23 protein-coding genes and 1 pseudogene are annotated in these 19,242 nt (G+C 69.4%); 10 read left to right on the top strand and 14 right to left on the bottom strand.

The features are described 5' to 3' along the window. Window positions 1–127 precede the first annotated feature (127 nt). From ACSIH6_RS05300 to ACSIH6_RS05350, 11 genes are all read right to left on the bottom strand, one after another. Complete coding sequence (locus ACSIH6_RS05300) at window positions 128–1,453, bottom strand: MFS transporter (protein ID WP_435107080.1); 1,326 nt, start codon at window positions 1,451–1,453, stop codon at window positions 128–130. Next, window positions 1,450–2,601: a PLP-dependent cysteine synthase family protein gene (locus ACSIH6_RS05305; protein ID WP_435107081.1), complete on the bottom strand. Its 1,152-nt coding sequence runs from the start codon at window positions 2,599–2,601 to the stop codon at window positions 1,450–1,452. Before ACSIH6_RS05305 ends, ACSIH6_RS05300 begins: the two co-directional genes overlap by 4 nt. A gap of 177 nt (window positions 2,602–2,778) precedes the next feature. After that, window positions 2,779–3,213 (bottom strand): hypothetical protein, encoded by a 435-nt coding sequence (locus ACSIH6_RS05310; RefSeq protein WP_435107082.1) that lies wholly within the window; start codon window positions 3,211–3,213, stop codon window positions 2,779–2,781. Between the two features lie 381 nt (window positions 3,214–3,594). Next, on the bottom strand, window positions 3,595–4,620 hold the full coding sequence (locus ACSIH6_RS05315; RefSeq protein WP_435107083.1) for a cytochrome c oxidase assembly protein: 1,026 nt from the start codon (window positions 4,618–4,620) through the stop codon (window positions 3,595–3,597). Between the two features lie 191 nt (window positions 4,621–4,811). Beyond that, window positions 4,812–5,456: a vitamin K epoxide reductase family protein gene (locus ACSIH6_RS05320; RefSeq protein WP_435107084.1), complete on the bottom strand. Its 645-nt coding sequence runs from the start codon at window positions 5,454–5,456 to the stop codon at window positions 4,812–4,814. Then, window positions 5,453–6,133, bottom strand: coding sequence for a DsbA family protein (locus ACSIH6_RS05325; RefSeq protein ID WP_435107085.1), 681 nt, complete (start codon window positions 6,131–6,133; stop codon window positions 5,453–5,455). Before ACSIH6_RS05325 ends, ACSIH6_RS05320 begins: the two co-directional genes overlap by 4 nt. A 179-nt stretch (window positions 6,134–6,312) precedes the next feature. Continuing rightward, window positions 6,313–6,735 carry a hypothetical protein gene (locus ACSIH6_RS05330; protein ID WP_435107086.1) on the bottom strand — a complete coding sequence of 141 codons (423 nt, stop codon included), beginning with the start codon at window positions 6,733–6,735 and terminating at the stop codon, window positions 6,313–6,315. A 176-nt stretch (window positions 6,736–6,911) separates the two neighbouring features. Next, the gene (locus tag ACSIH6_RS05335; protein ID WP_435107087.1) at window positions 6,912–7,502 is read right to left on the bottom strand and encodes a cadmium resistance transporter; all 591 of its coding nucleotides are present in this window, start codon (window positions 7,500–7,502) and stop codon (window positions 6,912–6,914) included. Then, window positions 7,493–8,008: a signal peptidase II gene (locus ACSIH6_RS05340; RefSeq protein ID WP_435107088.1), complete on the bottom strand. Its 516-nt coding sequence runs from the start codon at window positions 8,006–8,008 to the stop codon at window positions 7,493–7,495. The genes ACSIH6_RS05335 and ACSIH6_RS05340 overlap by 10 nt, the downstream gene beginning before the upstream one ends. Continuing rightward, window positions 8,005–9,978, bottom strand: coding sequence for a heavy metal translocating P-type ATPase (locus ACSIH6_RS05345; RefSeq protein ID WP_435107089.1), 1,974 nt, complete (start codon window positions 9,976–9,978; stop codon window positions 8,005–8,007). The genes ACSIH6_RS05340 and ACSIH6_RS05345 overlap by 4 nt, the downstream gene beginning before the upstream one ends. After that, entirely contained in the window at window positions 9,971–10,360 is a 390-nt protein-coding gene (locus ACSIH6_RS05350; protein ID WP_435107090.1) for an ArsR/SmtB family transcription factor, read from the bottom strand. Before ACSIH6_RS05350 ends, ACSIH6_RS05345 begins: the two co-directional genes overlap by 8 nt. A gap of 25 nt (window positions 10,361–10,385) precedes the next feature. Between ACSIH6_RS05350 and ACSIH6_RS05355 the strand changes: the two genes are divergently transcribed. From ACSIH6_RS05355 to ACSIH6_RS05375, 5 genes and pseudogenes are all read left to right on the top strand, one after another. Beyond that, window positions 10,386–11,024: a class I SAM-dependent methyltransferase gene (locus ACSIH6_RS05355; RefSeq protein ID WP_435107091.1), complete on the top strand. Its 639-nt coding sequence runs from the start codon at window positions 10,386–10,388 to the stop codon at window positions 11,022–11,024. Between the two features lie 32 nt (window positions 11,025–11,056). Then, a complete protein-coding gene (locus ACSIH6_RS05360; protein WP_435107092.1) occupies window positions 11,057–11,671 on the top strand; it encodes a methyltransferase family protein in 615 nt (204 codons plus the stop codon). Between the two features lie 98 nt (window positions 11,672–11,769). Beyond that, window positions 11,770–11,985 (top strand): MerR family transcriptional regulator, encoded by a 216-nt coding sequence (locus ACSIH6_RS05365; protein ID WP_435107093.1) that lies wholly within the window; start codon window positions 11,770–11,772, stop codon window positions 11,983–11,985. Window positions 11,986–12,171: 186 nt separating this feature from the next. After that, window positions 12,172–12,570 (top strand): hypothetical protein, encoded by a 399-nt coding sequence (locus ACSIH6_RS05370; protein ID WP_435107094.1) that lies wholly within the window; start codon window positions 12,172–12,174, stop codon window positions 12,568–12,570. Then, a pseudogene (locus ACSIH6_RS05375) lies at window positions 12,571–12,792 on the top strand (arsenic resistance protein); the annotation flags it as partial. It lies immediately after the preceding gene. 414 nt (window positions 12,793–13,206) lie between these two features. On the opposite strand, the gene ACSIH6_RS05380 reads toward ACSIH6_RS05375, so the two are convergent. Next, entirely contained in the window at window positions 13,207–13,443 is a 237-nt protein-coding gene (locus ACSIH6_RS05380) for a hypothetical protein (RefSeq protein WP_435107095.1), read from the bottom strand. A gap of 212 nt (window positions 13,444–13,655) precedes the next feature. Here ACSIH6_RS05380 and ACSIH6_RS05385 point away from each other — a divergent pair, with 212 nt between their 5' ends. From ACSIH6_RS05385 to ACSIH6_RS05405, 5 genes are all read left to right on the top strand, one after another. Then, window positions 13,656–14,072 (top strand): hypothetical protein, encoded by a 417-nt coding sequence (locus tag ACSIH6_RS05385; protein WP_435107096.1) that lies wholly within the window; start codon window positions 13,656–13,658, stop codon window positions 14,070–14,072. Window positions 14,073–14,340: 268 nt separating this feature from the next. Next, a complete protein-coding gene (locus tag ACSIH6_RS05390; protein ID WP_435107097.1) occupies window positions 14,341–15,351 on the top strand; it encodes a C40 family peptidase in 1,011 nt (336 codons plus the stop codon). A gap of 140 nt (window positions 15,352–15,491) precedes the next feature. Next, window positions 15,492–15,890 (top strand): DUF6153 family protein, encoded by a 399-nt coding sequence (locus tag ACSIH6_RS05395; RefSeq protein WP_435107098.1) that lies wholly within the window; start codon window positions 15,492–15,494, stop codon window positions 15,888–15,890. Window positions 15,891–16,019: 129 nt separating this feature from the next. Further along, window positions 16,020–16,673 carry a DUF305 domain-containing protein gene (locus tag ACSIH6_RS05400; RefSeq protein ID WP_435107099.1) on the top strand — a complete coding sequence of 218 codons (654 nt, stop codon included), beginning with the start codon at window positions 16,020–16,022 and terminating at the stop codon, window positions 16,671–16,673. An 83-nt stretch (window positions 16,674–16,756) separates the two neighbouring features. Next, the gene (locus ACSIH6_RS05405) at window positions 16,757–17,650 is read left to right on the top strand and encodes a F510_1955 family glycosylhydrolase (protein WP_435107100.1); all 894 of its coding nucleotides are present in this window, start codon (window positions 16,757–16,759) and stop codon (window positions 17,648–17,650) included. Window positions 17,651–17,771: 121 nt separating this feature from the next. Here the strand turns inward: ACSIH6_RS05405 and ACSIH6_RS05410 are convergent, their stop codons facing one another. Together ACSIH6_RS05410 and ACSIH6_RS05415 are read right to left on the bottom strand one after the other, a co-directional pair. Continuing rightward, window positions 17,772–18,488: a DUF1326 domain-containing protein gene (locus ACSIH6_RS05410; protein WP_435107101.1), complete on the bottom strand. Its 717-nt coding sequence runs from the start codon at window positions 18,486–18,488 to the stop codon at window positions 17,772–17,774. Between the two features lie 195 nt (window positions 18,489–18,683). Further along, entirely contained in the window at window positions 18,684–18,965 is a 282-nt protein-coding gene (locus tag ACSIH6_RS05415; protein WP_435107102.1) for a metal-sensitive transcriptional regulator, read from the bottom strand. Window positions 18,966–19,242: the final 277 nt, after the last annotated feature.

Genomic DNA, 19,242 nt, shown 5'->3' on the forward strand with positions numbered 1-19,242 from the left:
CCAAAGAGTCCGGCGACGACGGCCGCGAGGACGCGCCGGTGTGCCACTGACGCGTCCTCTGTCCATGCCACCGAGCGTGGGTGCCTGTCAGTCCGCGGTGGTGTGTCCCACACCGCGGCCCGGCCGGTCAGTCCACCGGTGAGGCAGCGGGTTCACCAGGCTTGGATGCGGCCGTAATCTTGCCGGTCCGGCCGATCAGCCCCACGCTCAGCGCGCACACCGCTCCCAGCGCCGCCAGGGCGAGCCAGGGAGCCGTGGTGGAGACCGGCGGATCGAGTTCCAGCCCCGCTCCGACGAGGAGGTTGCCCAGCGTGATGCCGATTCCGGAGACGGTGTTGTAGAGGCCGTAGTGGGTGGCGACCAGCCGGTCTCCGGACAGCCGGACCACCGTGTCCATCTCGAAGGGATAGACGAGCGCCGTGCCGAGGCTGAGCAGGACGACGGTGAGCATCGCAGGCGCCACGATGAGCGCGGCGACGGCCAGGGGCGGCGCCGTTGAATCGCGTACGGCTCCGGTGACGGGCGGCATCGCGAGAATGGGCAGGAAGGCCAGGGCCATGACGGCAAGGCCGCGCGGGAGCGCCTGCGCGGCGTCCCAGCGGCGTTTGGCCCAGTCGGTGATGCGGACCTGTCCGATGATCGCGACCAGTGCCGAGACCCCGAACAGGGCCGCGACCGCCGCGCTTCCGCTGTCCGAACCCAGGCCCACCGCTGCGACGGAGTCCTGGACCGCCAACGGGATCGCCAGGTACACCTGGAAGTTCAGCACGTAGGACCCGGCCATGGCGACGGTGAACACGACGAAGCCCCGGTTGGCCAGGACTGTGCGCCAGTCCTCCAACACACCGAGGACGCCTGCACGCTGCTGGACGGACGGGGCGCGCCGGGCGGGTAGAGCTCGGGCCTGGAGCACGGTCAGGGCCAGGAACAACGCCGCGGCGACGCTCGCCACCACGGAGAAATCCACGGCGATGAGCGCCATGCCGATCAGCGGTCCGATGAGGATGCCGGTCTGGTAGAAGACGTTGAACAGGGCGAAGGCCTCGACGCGCCGATCGCCGGCGTCCTGGGCCAGATAGGCGCGCACAGCCGGGTTGAACAGCGCCCCGGCGAAGCCGGTCGCGGCCGAGGCGAGCAGTAGTACCGGGAGGGAGTCGGCGAAGCCGAGTGCCGCGAAGCCCACGGTGCGCAGGGCGCAGCCGGCCAGGATCGCTGGTTTGTAGCCGAGCCGGTCGGCGATGCTACCGCCGACGAGGAACATGCCCTGCTGGGTGAGGTTGCGCATGCCCAGAACGAGCCCGACGGTCCACACGGCCATACCCACGCTGTCGGTGAGGTGGAAGGCGAGGTAGGGCATGAGCATGTAGAAGCCGGTGTTGATGGTCAGCTGGTTGACCATCAACAGCTTCACACTGCGGTCGAATCCCCGCAGGCGCCTCCAGGTCTCGATCATCGCCGTCCCTCCAACGCCATGGCCGCGTCGGCGCCGTGCCGACGCGGATCGGTGACCCGGGTGCAGCGGGTCCAGCGGGTTACGGCGCGTTCGCGCGGATGGGCGATCTCGTCGGGATCGTCGAGAACCGGCCGTCCGAGCAGACCGTGCGCGACGCAGTAGTCGTCGTTGAAGACGGTGTCGAAGTAGCGCTGGGGTCCGTCGGGGAAGACCGCGACGATGCGCTCGGTCGCCGGTCGGGTGCGCGAGAGCCAGCGGGCCACCGTGGCGACCGCGCCGACGCTCCATCCTCCGCTGGTGTAGTGGGAGGCCGTCAGGGCGCGGACGCCTTGCACGGCCTGGGCGGCGTCCACCCAGTGCACCTCGTTGAAGGCGGCGTAGTCGACGTTGCGGGGGTGGATGCTGCTGCCGAGGCCGCGCATCAGCCGCTCCCCGGCGGGCTGGCCGAAGATGGTGGAGCCGACCGTGTCGACGCCCACCACCCTGAGATCGGGGAGGAACCGGCGCAGAGCCCGTGAGACCCCGGCCGAATGGCCACCGGTCCCTACGCTGGTCACCAGGGTGTCGATCCGGCCCATCTGGGCGATGAGCTCGTGGGCGAGCGAGGTGTAGGCCCCGACGTTGTCGGGGTTGTTGTACTGGTCGGGGCAGTAGGCGCCGGGCTCGTCCGCGAGGAGTTCCCGTACGCGGTCCCGCCGGGTCTGCTGCCATCCGCCGCTGGGGTGCGGCTCGGTGACGGTGTGCACGGTCGCGCCGTAGGCGGTGAGCAGCCGTTGCATCAGCGGCTCCATCCCCGGATCGGTGACCAGCGCCACCGGGTGCCCGTAGGTGATCCCGGCCAGGGCGAGTCCCAGGCCGAGGGTTCCGCTGGTGGATTCCACGATCATCGCCTTCGGTGCGAGCTGTCCGCGTTGGCGGGCGCGATCGACCATGTACAGCGCGGGCCGGTCCTTGATACCGCCGGGGTTGTGGCCTTCGAGCTTGGCCCAGAAGCCCTGTCCAGTACCGCAGAATGGTTCTCCGATCCACAGCAGTGGCGTGTTGCCGACGACTCCGGCCAGTGTGTGCTGGGCCATCGCGGTCGGGGTGGCCAGCAGGCGGCCGGGACTGGTTTCGGGCATGGCCTCGCCCAGGGTGTTGGTCTGCACGGATCTCTCCCACCCGCTGCGTCACAGCGGGATACGTGAACCATCGGGACGCGCGCCTCGAAGGCGCCGCGGCCCGCCGTGTCCGCGCCCGGCAGGAGGCCGCGACGCGAAGACGGTGAAGGACGGATGAGGTCCTGTTCGGGCCGACGTGATCGGCCGGAACAGAAGAAGGTCCTTCTAGACTCGCCAGACACAGAGTGAGAGCAGGAGCCGGGCGGCGTTTCGCCGCCGAATCCGCCGCTCTGCGACGTGTCGTCGGAGATGGCCGCGCGGCGGAGGACACCACAGCACGGCGGTGGACGCCATACCCGTGTCGAACAGCAGCAGCCACAGCTTCGCGGTGGAACCGCGCTGGTCGGCGGTGGAACCGGCAGTGCTGTCGTGGGCGTGGTGCTCTCCCACGAAATGCTTGTGAGGGGCGGCGGAGGTGGAAACGGCACCCCTGTCCGGCTTCTCGGCCGCCGCGTGGACCGCAGGGGAAACCGACGGCGCCTCCACCGTGTCAGCCGCATGCCCAGCCAAGCACAGCACGTGTGCGACGGCAACGAACGACAGCAGCAGAAGGGGCCACAGCCCCCGCCGCTCCACGATCGCCGCCTTTTCCACGCGCACACACGAAGACTACTTAAAGTAACCACATGGTTGCGTCAGGGTTGCGATCGGAATCGGAGTGAGCTGCGTCACTGGGCTGTGGTTTGGCGTGTTCATCTGTCCGTGGTGCGGTCGGTGCCGATCGCGGAACCGACCTACGAGTGCCGTCGAGGAAAGCCGTCCACGGCTCAACGGCGACGACGTTCGGTCAGCGGTCCGCATCGCGGAGCCGACCCACCGGTCCCCTTCTGCTCCTCCCCTCCTCTCTCCGGTGTTCGACCAGAGGAGGGGAGGGACAGGGGGCCACCGGGAGAACCTGCTGCTCGTCGTACTACTGGCGCTCGTGCCTGCTGCGGCCAACATGCTGGGCGGACTCGTCGCCGTGGCCCTGTGGGTTGACCGTCAGCGCCTCACGACGAACGGGGCGGGACGGCCACCGGCTTCCCGTGCCGCGGCCTCATGGTCGGCCAACCGCTGGAGATAGGCGTTGTAGGAGTTCAGTTCTGCGTCTCCGTCACGCTCGGCCTGGCGGTCCTTGCGCCGGGCGAGCCGGTCATCGGAACGCATCCACAGCACGGCGAGCACAAGCATCACCACGATGGTGGGGATGTCACCGAACACCCAGGTGAGGCCGCCCGCCCAGAGTTGGTCATCGATGACGTCCACGTTCCACGACGGAGGCGGGGAGGCGAAGAAGCGCACGATGGGACCCGGGGACATCATCATCGCGATCGCGAAGAAGGCGTGGAAGGGTAGCCCGGCCATCATGAGCATCATCCGAATCAGGTGGTTCTTCGTCCCGGGCCACGGGTCCACCATCAACACCGGCCCGAAGAAGATGATCCCGGTGACGAGGAAGTGCAGCAGCATGAAGTAGTGCCCCCACACGCTGCTCATGAGGGTGTCGAAGATCGGAGTGAAGTAGATGCCGTAGAGGCTGAAGACGAACAGCGACAGGGTGAACACCGGGTGCGCGCCCACCTTGGCGATCGGGCTGTGCAGCAGCCACACCAGTGCGCGCCGCGGCGCCGCCCGCTTCCCCTTGCCAGCGGGCAGCGTCCTGAGCATGAGGGTCACGGGTGCGCCCATCAGCAGGAAGACCGGCGCGAGCATGGTCAGGATCATGTGCTGGAACATGTGGACGCTGAACATCGCCATGCCGTAGCCCTCGATGCCGGTGGCCGTCACCCACAGCACCAGGGCCACCCCCACCAACCAGCTCACGGTACGGCCGATCGGCCAGGGGATGTCGCGCTGCCACAGGCGGACCAGGCCGACCGCGTACAGGCCGGCGAGCAGGGCGCACAGGATCGGGAAGATCGCATAGGGCTGTGGATGCCAGGCGAGCAGTCCCTCCAGGGTGGGCGGTTCCACGGGCACCCACATCGGACCGGTCATCCCGTGGTCCATGCTCATACTGTCGTTCACAGTTTCTCCAAGAGGGCAGAGAGGCTGGGACGTCGGAGCGCGCTTCGAAACGACTGGTGCACACCGCTGGCGCGTTCCGGCCCGCGCCGCGTACGTGCATGCCGATTCGTCTCGCGCGGTCCCGGCCCCGTTGGTCGGTACGTGGTGATGGGTACGCGCCCAATCGCATCGGCGGTATCGGGCGGCCGCTTCTACAGCAGCGTCGTCCAGTAGGTCCAGAAAGCCTGGGTGATGGCCGCGATGATCGCCAGGGCCCACAGGGTGAGCACCACGGTGTGGTTGCGGGCGAGCACGTCGATCGGCCGGTGCAGAGCGGTTGGTAGGGGGACGTGGCCGGAGCGCAGGTTGTGCAGGGTGACGTACCAGAAGAGCGGGATGGTCACCGCCCACACGACCATGCAGTAGGGGCACAGCGCGCTGATCCGGTACAGGCTCTGGAAGATGAGCCAGTGCACGAAGCCCACCCCGAACAGGGTGCCTGCCTGGAGCCCGAGCCAGAACCAGCGGTCGAAGCGGGCTCCGGCGATCAGTGCCATACCGATGGTGGTCACGATGGCGAAGCCGGCGACGCCGATGATCGGGTTGGGTATCCCGAAGGCCGCGGCCTGGGGGGTGTCCATCACGGTGCCGCAGGAGAGCACGGGGTTGATGCTGCACGAGGGCACGTGGTCGGGGTCGTCCAGGACGCGGATCTTCTCGACCAGCAGTGCCATGGCCGCGACGAGCCCGATCGCGCCGCCGACAGCCAGAAGCCAGGGCAGAGCGCGGCTGATGACGGGAACCCCGGCGCCCGGGGCGGTATCGTCGGTCTCCTGGAGCACGGGTGCGGTGCTCATGCTCCCAGCTCCATGTCGATCATCGACGACAGCGTCTCGTAGTTGGGCATCGACGCGGTCTGGCGGCCGTTGACGAAGATCGTCGGGGTGCCCTGGACGCCCAGTTGGACGCCGTCGGCGAAGTCGTCGCGCACACGCTCCAGGGTGGCGGGGTCCTCCATGGTGACGGTGAACTCGTCCACGTCGAGGCCGAGCTCCTCGGCGAAGCCGACGAACACCTCGGCCTTGGATTCCTGGGACTCGCCCCACTCGGGCTGGGTCTCGTACATCCTGACGTACATCTCCTCCAGCGCGCCCTGCTCGGCCGCGGCCTCCACAGCGGTGGCGGCGGCCTCGGAGTTGGTGTGGCCGGGCAGGGGGAGGTAGCGGATGACGAGGTTGATCCGCCCCTCGTAGTCGGCGCGCAGCTTCTCCATGACGGGGAACTGGGCGCGGCAGGCCTCGCACTCGAAGTCGAGGAACTCCACCACCGTCACCTCGGAGTTCTCGGCTCGGGACAGGTAGTGGCTGTTCTCGCGCACCAACAGGTCCTCAGGCGCGAGGGCAGGAGACGGAGCGGCGGCGTTGGAGGCGCCCTCGGGAGCGGCTGGGCCTCGGTTGGCGCTGTAGGCGAAGATGCCGAGGGAGAGCACGGCACCGGTGAGCAGGACAAGGGTGACAGCGAGATTTCTGGTCATGTCACATCCAGACTTGAGCGGGTCGGCCGCGAAAGGTCCGTGTCCGCGCGCTTAACCGCCATGTCCGACAGGTCTTCGGTCGGTAGGCGGAGCACGACGGCGGTCGGGCCAGGGCACAGGGAAGAAGGCCGTACACGGGCGTGCGCGTCAGCGCCGAAGCCCGTGAAAGAGGATTCGGCCTATACCCGCTGGATGCACAAGGAGAGGAGTAGCGGTGGCCCGCTGCGCGTGGTGATGAGGGGGCGGCGGGTGAGCCATGGGCCCGGGCGCGGGGGTGCCAGCCAGAACGTGGCGACGACAACCATGCCGAAGATGAGAAGTATGAGCATCTCTGCCGCGGTGAGGCGCAGATCGACGCTGACGTCACCTTCGGTGGCGCAGACGGACCGACCGTCCTCATCCAGACCGTGCAGTGCCACACTGCTGGCCGTTGCGCCCGTCGTCTGGACAGCAGCGGGTGCCGAGCCGACCTCGGCCGTGGTGTCGGCCGTGGCGAGGGCGACGTGGCAGACCGAGCAGAGGAAATGGCCGAACACCAGCACCGAGAGCAGCAGGACCCGCATGGGGGTCCGCTGTCGTCGCGTACTGGTCACCTCGGCCACGAGTCGAACAATACCCAGGTCACCGCGTGACCGTGGTCAGACCCCGCTTTTCTCGTCAAGGGCTGCGCACTTGTTCGAAGAGGCGGTACTCCCCGTCCTTCTCTGTCCGGGTTATGGCTATCGGGAGCTGGGATGCTCGGATCCACCGGTACGTGACGGGCCCGGGCGGGGTGGGCCTACAGTCCGAAGGCGCCTCCTTCGATGAGGATGACGATGCCCAGGACGATGAGGACCAGGGGCAGCAGGATGTGCCCCCAACGGCTGAGTGCGCGGGCGATGGGGGCGCGGGTGGCCAGGAACTTGCCGACCGCGCACAGCACACCGACCAGGACGAGGAAGACCGCGGCGTAGACGGCCAGGCTGGCGTAGCCTACGGTGACGAAAACGGGGACGTAGACGCCGATGTTGTCGCCGCCGTTGGCGAAGGTGACGGTGGCGACGGTGAGCAGGGCCGGGCCGCCGTTGCTGTCGGGGGCGTCATCGTCGTCATCGCCGCGCCACAGTTTCCAGGCCGCGCGCAGGCCCAGTAGCAGCGGCAGTAGCCCGAAGTAGGCGCGCACCGCTTCGGGCAGGAAGGTCGCGCCGAGGGTGGCGGCCAGCGCGGCGGCCAGGATCGCGGCGAAGCCCAGGTACTGCCCGGCCACGATTCGAGCGGTGGCCCCGCGGTGCCCGGCACCTTGGGCGAAGAACAGCGCGAGAACCACGATGTCGTCGATGTTGGTGACGGCGAACAGGCCGACGGCCTGGGCGATGGTGGTCAGCTCCACGGGTCAGGGTCCTTGCCCGGCGGTGCCGATTCGGGCTGGCGGGCGGCGGTGAGCACGAGGAGCACCGCGCCGCCGACGATGAGGGCGTCGGCGAGGTTGAAGGTGGGCCACCAGCCGGTGTGCAGGAAGTCGGTGACCACGCCGTCCAGGCTGCGGTCGATGAGGTTGGCCAGCGCACCTCCCAGCACCCCGGTCAGGCCGATGCGGCCCACGAGCGGGGTGGTGGGAGCGGTGCGCCAGGTATAGGCGGCCACGGCGGCGGTGATGAGCCCGGTGACTGCCACGATGGTCCAGGCTGGCAGGGTCGCGCCCAGGCTGAAGGCGACGCCGGGGTTGTAGGTCAGGCGCAACTCCATCAGCCCCAACAGATGCGGTCCGGGCCCGCCGGTGAGCCGGTGCTCGGCCAGGGCCTTCAGGGCCAGGTCGGCTGCTGCGAGCGCGGCTGCGGCGGCCAGCACGCCCCAACGGGAGAGCGTGCTGACCGTGGCCGGTGTCGTCGGCGTCACGCCCCGGCCTCCACGCTCTCGCGCGGTGTGGCGGTGGCGGGGCCGCCGGGGGTCAGAGCCAGCTTGCGGGTGCGTCCGGCGCGGATGCCGTTGCCGATGACCACGACCTCGGCGACCTCGTGGACCAGGACGACCGCGGCCAGGCCCAGGATGCCGAACAGGGCCAGGGGCATCAGGCCGATGATGATGGCCAACGACAGCCCCACGCTCTGCCACATGATGGCGCGGGAGCGGCGGGCGTGGCCCAGGACCTGGGGCAGGTGGCGCAGGTCCTCGCCCATCAGGGCGACGTCGGCGGTCTCGATGGCCACGTCGGTGCCCATGGCGCCCATGGCGATCCCCAGGTCGGCCGTGGCCAGGGCGGGCGCGTCGTTGACGCCGTCACCGACCATCGCCACCGGGCCGTGTTCGCGGAGTTGGCAGACGATGCGGGACTTGTCCTCGGGGCGCAGGTCGGCGTGCACGTCGCCCGCGTCGATGCCCGCCTGGGCGGCCAGGGCGGCGGCGGTGGCGTGGTTGTCGCCGGTGAGCATCGCCACCCGGTAGCCCGCACCGCGCAGGGAGGCCACGACCTCACCCGCTTCGGGGCGCAGCTCGTCGCGCACCGCGATGGCGCCCAGCAGCGCGCCGTCCTCTTCGACCAGGACGGCGGTGGCACCCGCGTGCTGCATCCGCTGCACATCCTCGGCCAGGGGGCCTGGGTCGATCCAGCCCGGTCGGCCCAACCGCACGCTGCGCCCGTCCAGGGTGCCGGTGAGCCCTGCGCCGGTGACCGCCTCGACGTCCTCGATACGTTCGGGTGCGGGGGCGGCGGCCAAGATGGCGCGGGCCAGGGGGTGTTCGCTGCGCTCCTCCAGCGCGGCGGCCACCGCCAGTACCTGCTCGGCGGTGTGGCCGGGGGCGGGGGCGGTCTCGATGACGGCCGGCCGGTTGCGGGTCAGGGTGCCGGTCTTGTCCAGGGCCACGGTGCGGATGCGGCCCATGGCCTCCAGGGCGGCTCCGCCCTTGACCAGGGTGCCGTGCTTGGAGGCGGCGCCGATCGCGACCACGACGGTCACGGGCACGGAGATGGCCAGCGCGCACGGGGAGGCGGCCACCAGCACGACCAGGGCGCGTTCGATCCAGGTCAGCGGGTCACCGAACAGGGATCCCAGGGCGGCGATGAGCACGGCGGCGACCATCACCCCGGGCACCAGGGGCCTGGCGACCTTGTCCGCCAGGCGCTGTGCGGCGCCCTTGCGGGACTGCTCGGCCTCCACGATGGACACGATGCGGGCCAGGGAGTTGTCGGCGGCCGTGGTGGTCACCCTCACTTCCAGCACGCCGGTGCCGTTGATGGACCCGGCGAACACCTCGTCTCCCGGCGCGGCCTCGACGGGCACCGACTCGCCGGTGATGGCGGAGGTGTCCAGGCTGGTGTGCCCGGAGGCGAGGACGCCGTCAGTGGCCAGGCGCTCGCCGGGGCGCACCACCAGGGTGTCGCCCACGACCAGTTCGGCCGGGTCGACGGTGCGCTCCACACCGTCGCGCAGCACCCGGGCCTGGTCGGGGACCAGGTCCAGCAGGGCGCGCAGGCCGCGCCGGGTGCGGGCCACGGAGTACTCCTCCAGCCCTTCGGCGATGGTGTAGAGCACCGCCAGCATCGCGGCCTCGCCCACCTCGCCCAAAAGCACGGCGCCGACGGCGGCGATGGTCATCAGCGTGCCCACGCCGATCCTGCCCTTGGCCAGACGGCGCACGGTGCCGGGCACGAACGTCCAGGCCGCGACGGCCAGGGCGGCGGCCTTGAACACCAAGCCCACCAGGTCGGGGGCACCGACCCAGCCCGCGCCGTAACCGGCCAGCAGCAGCGCCGCGGCGACGGCGGCGAAGCGGATCTCACCGACCTGCCACAGCGTTTCCGGCTCGTGCTCTTGGGCCTCTTCTCCTGTGCGGGGCTCGTCGCCGCCGCATCCGCACGCGTCACTCACCGCGCACCTCCATCGTCGTCGTGGTCTGGCTGTCGGTTCCGTAGTTGGGGCACAGCGCGACCGCCTGACCGGTCGCGGCCAGCAGGATCTCGGCTGAGGCCAGCAGGTCCAGCAGTTCGGGGCGGGCCAGGGAGTAGAACACCTGCCTCCCCTCGGGCCGACCGTCCACCAAGTGGCAGTCGCGCAGGCACGCCACGTGCTTGGAGACCGTGGACTGGGCCAGCCCCAACTGGGACACCAGGTCGGCCACCCGCGCCTCGCCCTGGGCCAGACGGCGCACGATGGCCAGCCGGGTGCCGTCGGAGAGGCTGTGGAAGAGGGCTTCGGCGGCGCCCACGCCCTCGGTTGTGGCGAGGCACTCATCCGTGCTATTCATCGTCATAAGACGATCATATCCTAAAATAGCGATGATGGAAGGTGTGGGCATGCTCATGAACCGCGTGGAGTCGGCGCTGATCGACTCACCGCCCCGGCGGCTGCTCCAGCACTACGAGGCCAACCTGCTCATCAAGCTGGGCGGGCGCACCCCCGGCGCCCGGGTCGCCGAGCTGGGATGCGGACCCGGATACGGCACCAAACTCATCCTGGACACCTTCGGTGCCGCCTCCGTGGACGCCGTGGACCTGGATCCGGCCATGTTGGTCAGGGCCCGGCGGCGGTTGGAACGCCACGGGGAGCGCGTCTACCTGACCCGGGGCTCGGCTACCGACCTGGCCGCCGCCTTCGCCCCCATTGGTGGCGGCAAGGACGCCTCCTACGACGCGGTGTTCGACTTCGCGATCATCCATCACATCCCGAACTGGCGCGACGCCCTGGCCGAGGTCGCCCGCGTCCTGACGCCCGGCGGCCGGTTCTTCTTCGACGAGGTCACCGCCACCGCCCTGGCGCGTCCCACCTACCAGGCCCTGTTCGACCACCCCACGGCTGACCGGTTCAGCGCGGGTGAGTTCCTCGCCGAACTGCCCCGCCACGGGTTGCAGATCGGCACCGCCTGGCGCACCCGCATCGGCGGCGACTACCTCCTGGGCGTCGCCACCCGGATCTGAGTACTGTCCGCCCCACCTGAACGGAGACCCCCGTGGTCGTGACCGCACTCGTCCTCTATCTGCTCGGCCTGGCCCTGGCCTTCGGCGTGCGCACCCTGGCCGCGTGGCGGCGCACCGGCGACACCGGATTCCGCCGCCCGGACACCACCGCCTTCACCGCCCCCTGGTGGGGGAGCGTGCTCTTCGCCGGCGCGCTCGCCTTGGGCCTGGCCGCACCCGTGGCCGCCCTGTTCGACCTGGCCACGGCGAGCCCGCCCCGGAGTGTGGGAGCCATTGGTTTGGCCCTGATGCTGCTCGGCCTGGTTCTGGTGCTCGTCTCCCAGGGCGCGATGGGGACTTCCTGGCGCATCGGCGTGGACGAGGACGAGCGCACGGAGCTGGTCACCCGCGGCGTCTTCGCGCTCGTGCGCAACCCGGTCTTCACCGGCATGGGGGTACTACTGTTCGGGCAGGCGCTCGCCGTTCCCTCGGCGCTGTCGGTGGCGGCTCTGGTGGTGTTCGTCGCCGCCGTGCAGGTGCAGGTCCGAGCCATCGAGGAGCCCTACCTGCTGCGCACCCACGACACCGCCTACCGCTCCTACGCCGCCCGCACCGGACGTTTCGTCCCCGTACTCGGACGCCTGCTATCCACTCCTGGCCACCCGTAGGAGGCTGGTCCGGATACTGGACGCCGCTTGATCGACGGCCGACAGGGGCGAGGGTCGGGGTTGACCTTCAAGTCGACTCGAAGGTCTACCTTGGGCGCATGGTGTTGATGCGTGTCTCTGAGCTGGCCGAACGCTCCGGCGTTCCGGCCTCGACCCTGCGCTACTGCGAGGAGCGCGGCCTGCTTCCGGCCCAGCGTTCTCCGGCCGGGTACCGCCTCTACGACCAGCGGGCGCTGGAGCGGTTGGCGTTCATCACGGCCGCGAAACAGCTCGGTCTGGACCTGGACGAGATCGGTGAGCTCACCGCGATCTGAGCCGACCACCACTGCGCACAGGTCAAGGCCAGCCTGAAACCACGTATTGCCGACTGACTCGCCGAGGCCGACCGGAAGAGCGCGGCGCTGGAGGAGTTCCGGAACCTGATCAGTAACGCGCTGCGGAGCCTGGCGCAGTTACCCGACCGTGAGACCCCCTGCGACCCCAGCTGCTCCTTCCTCACCATGAACCCGTCCGCGCCGGTAGAGCCCACCCCACGGAAACACCCGGCGCTCGCGGCGGTCACCGAGGCGCCGTCGTGTTCGCTGGACGGAGCCGACTACCAGCAAAGGATCGACCGCTGGCGTCTGATGCTTCAGGACGCGCGCCAGACCTTCGGTCCCCAGGGGTGTACCTGGAGTCTTCCTTTGGACCAGGCGGGTCCCTTGGCCGAGTTGGCCGCGGCCGAACGCCAGTGCTGTTCTTTCCTGCGCCTGCGCCTGGACTTCACCGCACAGCGGGTGCGCCTGCACGTGAGCGCGGACCCCCGTCGCCTTCCCGAACCCGGCAGCCGCGCCGAACAGGCTGCCCGCCTGCTCGGCGCCTTCAACGACGCCCCCGTCGGCGTCGCGAAGGAGCAGTAGATGTCACTCGCCGAACGGCTCCAGGGCCTACTGGTCGCTGCCTCCGCTCTGGCCGGACTGGGCCTGGGGTTGGTGCTGCCAGTCGGAGAGGTGGCAGGCCACCTGGTGCTGCCCGCCCTGCTGGTGATGCTCACCGCCGTGTTCGTGCAGATGAACGCCGCCCACGTCGGCGAGGTTCGCCTGGCCAAGACCCTGGTCGCCACCAGCTTGGCCCTGAACTTCACGAACGGCGCTGATCGGGGACCATCGTCCCGCATGTCTATCTGACGTGCGTTTCCTCGCTCTCGGGCCTGCTGCCACCGCTCTTCTCACACTTGCTCTTTATACACCCGGGGGGTATATGTGAAGGAAGAGCGCCCCCCGGCTATGGGGGTATCGAGCCACAAGTAGGGGAGTAGCTCATGGCCGCCGTGTGGAATCGCAAGGTGCTGGTACGCGTCGCCGGGGCCGCCGCGCTCAGGGTGGCTCAGGAGGTCGTTACCGTCGAGCAGAGGCGCGCCGCGGCGCCGGGAGCGAACTCAGAGGGTGGTGCGACCCCTGCGGCTTTGGGTGCTCTTGCCTGCCTGATCGGATGCTTGACCCGGCTGGCTGAACAGGGGCAGCCCACCCTGGAAGGGCCGCCCCCGCCCTGAGCTGTCACCGTCCGGCGTATTCCGTGGGGTCGGCGTCCCACAGGGCGCCGCAGGAGTCACAGCACAGGTAGTACAGCTGCCCTTCGTGCTCTCGTGCGAGGTCGTTCTCCTCGGCTTCGGCTTTGACGACCATCGTGCCGCGCATGACCGGGCACTCGGCGACTTCGGTTGATTCGAGGTGTTCGGTGTCCGGCTCGTGCCCGTGGCCGTGTCCGTGACACTGCTTCTCCTGCGCGTCCATGGGGGTCTCCCTCGTTCGATTGGCTTCTGGGCGGTGCGGCGCAGGTCCATGGCTTCACCGGCCGCCGTATCGCGCTCTTTTTCGAATATACCCCTAGGGGGTATTTGCAAAACCCTATGCCGTGTGGGGGAGGAAGGCAAGGGCAGGGGGAGAGCGGTTGTCGGTTTCCGGTCTGGTCATGGTTTCTTGACAGTTTCGGTAGCCTGTCACTCGTGCCCACAGCATCGCCGACGTCAATGACGCCGCTCTGGATCAGAGCGGTCCTCACCATGCTGTTGGCCCTGGGCGTCGTGGCCATCTCCCTGTGCCACCCCCACGCGGCCTCGGCCGCCGACGGCGTCGCGTCCCCGGTCGGATCCAGCCAAGCGGCTGAGCACGTGATGGGTTCCTCCGACACCGCGCACGGCCACGAGGACGACGCGTGCGATGACAGCGCGGACGTCCTGTCGGACCAGCGCGTGGGATCGCTGTCGGCGTCTGCGCTGCTGGGCTTCGGCGTCTTCGCGTTCGTGGGTCCGCTCCTGCCCTCGCCGCGCCGGGTCGTCGGTCACCGCGCCCCCTGGTACCACCGCGTCCTTCCGCTCGGAGGCACCAGGGCACTCGTGTCCCTGTGCGTGCGCCGGGTGTAGACCGGCCGACCCAGCACACCCGACCGAACGCGCAGGCGCGCGTTCGCCTGTCGTCCGCGCGATATCCCCGGTTCCCCGAACGGGTCCGGACCAGCCGTTCTCTGAACGGCTGCCCTCGCCGACCGTTCGGCGACCCGGCCTGATCAGCACGCCTCCGGCGCCCTCGCGCCGCCCCGACACCAGAGCGCTCCGCCGTGTCGGCCCCCATCGATCTTTCCCCCTTTTCTCCCGCGCTCCACGGGGCGCGGTACCCGACTCTGAGGTCTTCATGGAGAACAACCACCGCATCGCCGGGAACCGGATCGCCTCCGGCCTGGCCTTCGCGATCATCGGGAGCCTGCTCCTTCCCTCCGCCGTTGCCCACGCCGAACCCGAGCCCACCCGTGAGGAGGTCGAGGAGCAGATCGAGGAACTCCTCCAGGAGTCGAGCACCCTCGTGCAGGAGTACAACGAGGCGGAGGAGACCCTCGAAACCGCTGAGTACAAGGCCGAGGAACTGGACGAGCAGGTCGGCTCTGAGGAGGAGCGCTACGAGGAACTCCAGACGAAGGCGGCCCGGCTGGCCAGCGCCAGCTACCAGTCCAACGACCCCGACTCGGTGCGGACCTCGCTGTTCGTCGACAACCCCGCAGAGATCTACGAGCAGTCCGCCGACCTGTCCTACCTCTCCGAGTCGAGCAGGAGCGAACTGGAGGCCTTCGCCGAGAGCGACGCGCGCCTGATCGCCCTCAAGGGCGAGGCCGAGCTCGCCCGCGACGAGACCGCCGAACAGTTGGAGGAACTGGAGGAACAGAAGGACGAGGTGGACACCAGCCTCACCGAACAGGAGGAACTCCTGGCCTCGTTCGGCGGGGAGAACCCCGCCAACGCGGGTGAGACGGCCGCGGGGGGAGGCGACGCGCCCACCTACACCGGTTCGGCCTCAGGCAACGCTCGTGCCGCCATCGACTTCGCCTACGGCAAGATCGGTACTCCGTACCTGTGGGGCGGAACGGGTCCCAACGGCTACGACTGCTCCGGTCTGACGCAGGCCTCCTGGGGAGCCGCCGGGGTGAGCATCCCCCGGACCACCTACACCCAGTACGACATGCCCAACCAGGTCTCGTGGGAGAACATCCAGCCCGGCGACATCCTCTTCTTCTTCCCCGACCTGGGCCACAACGGCCTCTACGTGGGCAACGGCCTGATGGTCCACGCTCCCAGCAGCGGTAAGACCGTCTCAGAGGTGCGGCTCGCCGACTACTGGGCGCAGCACTTCGTCGGCGCCCGTCGTCCCTAACGGGCGTCGGCCGGACCGGGACAGGAGGAGAGAGGGTGGAACACGTTCACGCGGTCGTCGGCGTCTCCCTCCGGCTTCGTGGCGGACCGCGATCACCGAGGCCGCGAAGCCAGCGGAGACAGTGGTGTTACCCTGCGGTTATGTCGTTGTCCACGTCATCGCGCAGCCGTCGCGTGGGGCTCGCCTGGGTGCGGATCCTGTTGCTGGCGGCGCTGGTGCTGGGCGTGGGCGCCATGCACACGCTCGGCCATCCGCATGACGGCGAGCACGGTGGCGGCCAGGAGATGGCGGTCATGGTCGCGGGCCCGGAGCCGGGCCACTTCGCCGTCGACACCGATCCGCCTCCCATGGATCCCACGTTGATGTGCCTGGCGATCGTGGGTGTCGCGATCGCGCTGTTGGGCGTCGCCGCGGTGGCGTTCCACCGTTGGCCGCAGGCGCCGCAGCGCGCGGTGTGTCTGCTTCGCCGATCCATCCGGAACCTCTCTCCTCCACCCCGTGCCCTCTCTCTGACGCAGTTACAGGTGCTTCGCATATAGGAGGCCCGCGGACGGATGTCGACCGGCGGGTCCGGAAGCGACGCCTGTCCTGATGTGTGCCCCACAGCCGCTGCGCCGACGCGAGTTCGTCCGTGCGGCGGAATGACTACAGAGAGAGATGAATCGACCATGAGCGTGTACAAGCGTGCCTTCGCCCCGGCGGCCGTCGCCGTCGCGGCGACCATGTTCCTGGCCTCGTGCGGTGGGACCGACGACGAGTCGACGACCGCCGCGCCGGAGTCCTCCGAGCAGAGCGAGACCGAGTTCAACGACGCGGACGTCAGCTTCGCGCAGATGATGATCCCGCACCACGAGCAGGCCGTGGAGATGTCGGAGCTGGCCGAGGCCCGGGCCGGTGAGGACGTCCGCGGGCTGGCCGCGGAGATCGAGGCGGCCCAGGGCCCCGAGATCGACCAGATGACCGGCCTGTTGGAGTCGTGGGGCGAGGAGCCCATGGACGACATGGGCGGGATGGACCATGACGGCATGGACGGCATGATGTCCGAGGACCAGATGGCCGACCTGGAGCAGGCCGAGGGCGACGCCTTCGACACGATGTTCCTGGAGATGATGGTCCAGCACCACGAAGGTGCCATCACCATGGCCGAGACCGAGATCGAACAGGGCGTCAACCCCGAGGCCCAGGAGTTGGCGCAGGAGATCGTCGACGCGCAGCGGACCGAGATCGAGCAGATGAACGACATGCTCGGCACCGGCGGCGGTGATGGCGGCGAGGACCACGCGGAAACGTCCTCCGACGACGAGGACCACGGCGGGCACTGACCGACCCGTCACGGGTGCCGGGCGAACTGCTCGGCACCCGCTTCCGCGTTGGGCGATGTCTGGTGAGGGACGGGTACGGAAAAGTGAACACGAACAAGAGGCCTCGGCTGGCGGTCGCCGTCGGGGTGAGCGCGGGCCTGATCGCCGTGTCGGCCGGGTGTACGTCGGCGGATTCGGGTGGTGTGGGACAGGGCGGGGACACGGAGTCCGCCGTGGTGGGAGTCGAGTTGCCGACGGAGGTGTCGCACGTGCACGGGGTCGGGATCGATCCCGATACCGGTGACGTCCTGGTCGCTTCCCACGAGGGCCTCTACGTCCTGGCCGCTCCAGGGGGGCCGGGAGAGGAGTCGGTGGTGCCGGAACGGATCGGGCCGGGCGTCGACCTGATGGGCTTCTCGGTCGCCGAACCGGGCCGCTACGTGGCGAGCGGCCACCCCCATGAGGGTGTCGACATGCCGAACCCGGTGGGCCTGATCGAGTCCCGCGACGGCGGGGCGACCTGGCAGGCCCTGTCCAGAGCGGGGGAGTCGGACTTCCACGCCCTGGTCGCGACCGCCGAGCGCGTGGTCGGGTTCGACGGGAGCCTTCGTGCGACCGAGGACGGCAGCACGTGGAGCACGCTCGACGAGGACATCGAACCGTTCGCCCTGTCGATGGCCGATGACGGCCGAACCGTCGTGGCGACTACACAGGGCGGGCTGATGCGCTCGAGCGACGGCGGGGCGGCGTTCGCTCCCGTCGAAGGGGCACCGCCTCTGGCGTTGGTCGACTGGGTCCCGGACACGGAGGTCGTCTTCGGTGTCGCGCCGGACGGGGGAGTGCACCGCAGTGAGGACGCCGGTGCGACTTGGGAGTCGACCGGCCGCATCGAGGGAGAGGCGCAGGCACTCCATGCCGACGCCGAACAGCTCGTCGTGGTCGCCGACCACCGGGTGAGCAGGTCCACCGACGCCGGGGCCACCTTCCGTTCCTGGTGAGAGTTGGTCCTGGAAACGGCTGGGGCCCGTCGGTGTCACGTACGAAGCCGTGCGTGACGCCGGCAGGCCCCTCCACCCGGGCGTCCTACCAAGGCGGTCCGCGCCGAGCGGGTTCCGCAGGTCAGCTCGGGCGCCAGTCGAAGGGGAAGTGCTTGCTGGATCCACCCTGGTACGGGTGAGAGAAGTCGAAGCCGGTGGCGTGGTCATCCGCCACGACGCCCCAGGTGGCGACCTGTCCGGGGCCGACCTCGGCGCCTGGTGCGTTGACGAGCTGAACCCGCCGGGTGGGGTCGGCCGTTGGACCGGTGAGAGCGGTGGCGCCGACCCTGACCCGCCCGGGGATCTCCGCTTTCCAGTAGGCGAGGTCGGCGGCGGCCTCGAAGGTGATCGGGGCGTACTCGATCCCCCTCAGCTCGCTGATGAGAGAGCCGAATTGTCCCGGCCAGCCACCTTCGCGGCCTGTGAAGATCCTCTCCAGGTGGTCGCGCTGGGCCTCGTCCGCCTTGGAGTCGATGTAGAACATCAGCTTCATCGTGGCGTTGGGGTCGTCGATCCACATGTTCCCCTCGAACTCTCCGACGGCCACGACCCCCAGCCCGCTGAGGTCGATGTCGCCGTGGTGGCCCTCATGGACCTGCCAGGCGAGTGTGAAGAGGCAGTCCCCGTGGGTGGGCGCCTGCGCGAACGTGCAGGGGCAGGGCAGGGCGCAGCTACAGACGTCGAACCACTCGCCCCGGAGGTGCCAGTCAGCACTCGGCGTCGGGGACGAGACGGTGCTGTCGGACGGCGTGTCCTGCGAGACGATCCCGTCTGGCGACCGATCGTTGCCCGCGCGCATGAGCAGAGGCGTGGGCTGGGCCCCTTTCGTTGCGCCTTCGGAGTTTCCTCGTTCCATGCCGCAGTTGCAGGTACCTGCGCACATCGCCATCACTCCTTCATTCTCGAAAAATACCCATAGGGGGTATTTTTCCACCGTAGTTATACCCCTAGGGGGTAGTCAAGAGGTGGTTCCTTGTTCGGGCTCTTCGGCGGGTCAGGAGCGGACCAGGCGGGCGATGGCGGCGGAGGCCTCGTCGATCTTCTCCCCGGCCTCGGGGCCTCCGCGAGCGGCGGCATCGGCCACACAGCAGTGCATGTGCTCGTCGAGCAGTTCCAGGGCGAGCACCTGCAACGCCCGGGTGGCGGCGGAGACCTGGGTCAGCACGTCGATGCAGTACTTGTCGTCCTCGACCATGCGGGAGATGCCTCGGACCTGTCCCTCGACGCGGTTGAGCCGCTGGAGGTTGCGGGTCTTCCTGTCGCTGCTGGTGTCCATGTGCGCTCTCTCATCCTTGGTGTTGTGGCGTGTGCGGCGGTCGTCCGGTCTGACCTGGCACCGGGTGTGTGAGAGGGCCGATGCCCCGGACCGCGCGGGCGGACTCTCTGCGGTCGGCTACGGAGAGCAGGGGGTCGACCACGGTGCCGACTCCCGGGGCGCCGCCGAAGGCCACGGCGAGGCCCAGGCCGTGGAGCCCCAGCTTGGCGGGAGCGTTCGCCCTCGGGCCTTTCCTCGTGGCGGCCCTCTTGGGAACCGCGCGGGCTTGTGACGCTCG

Source organism: Nocardiopsis synnemataformans (genome assembly GCF_965343085.1).
Lineage (GTDB): Bacteria > Actinomycetota > Actinomycetes > Streptosporangiales > Streptosporangiaceae > Nocardiopsis > Nocardiopsis alborubida.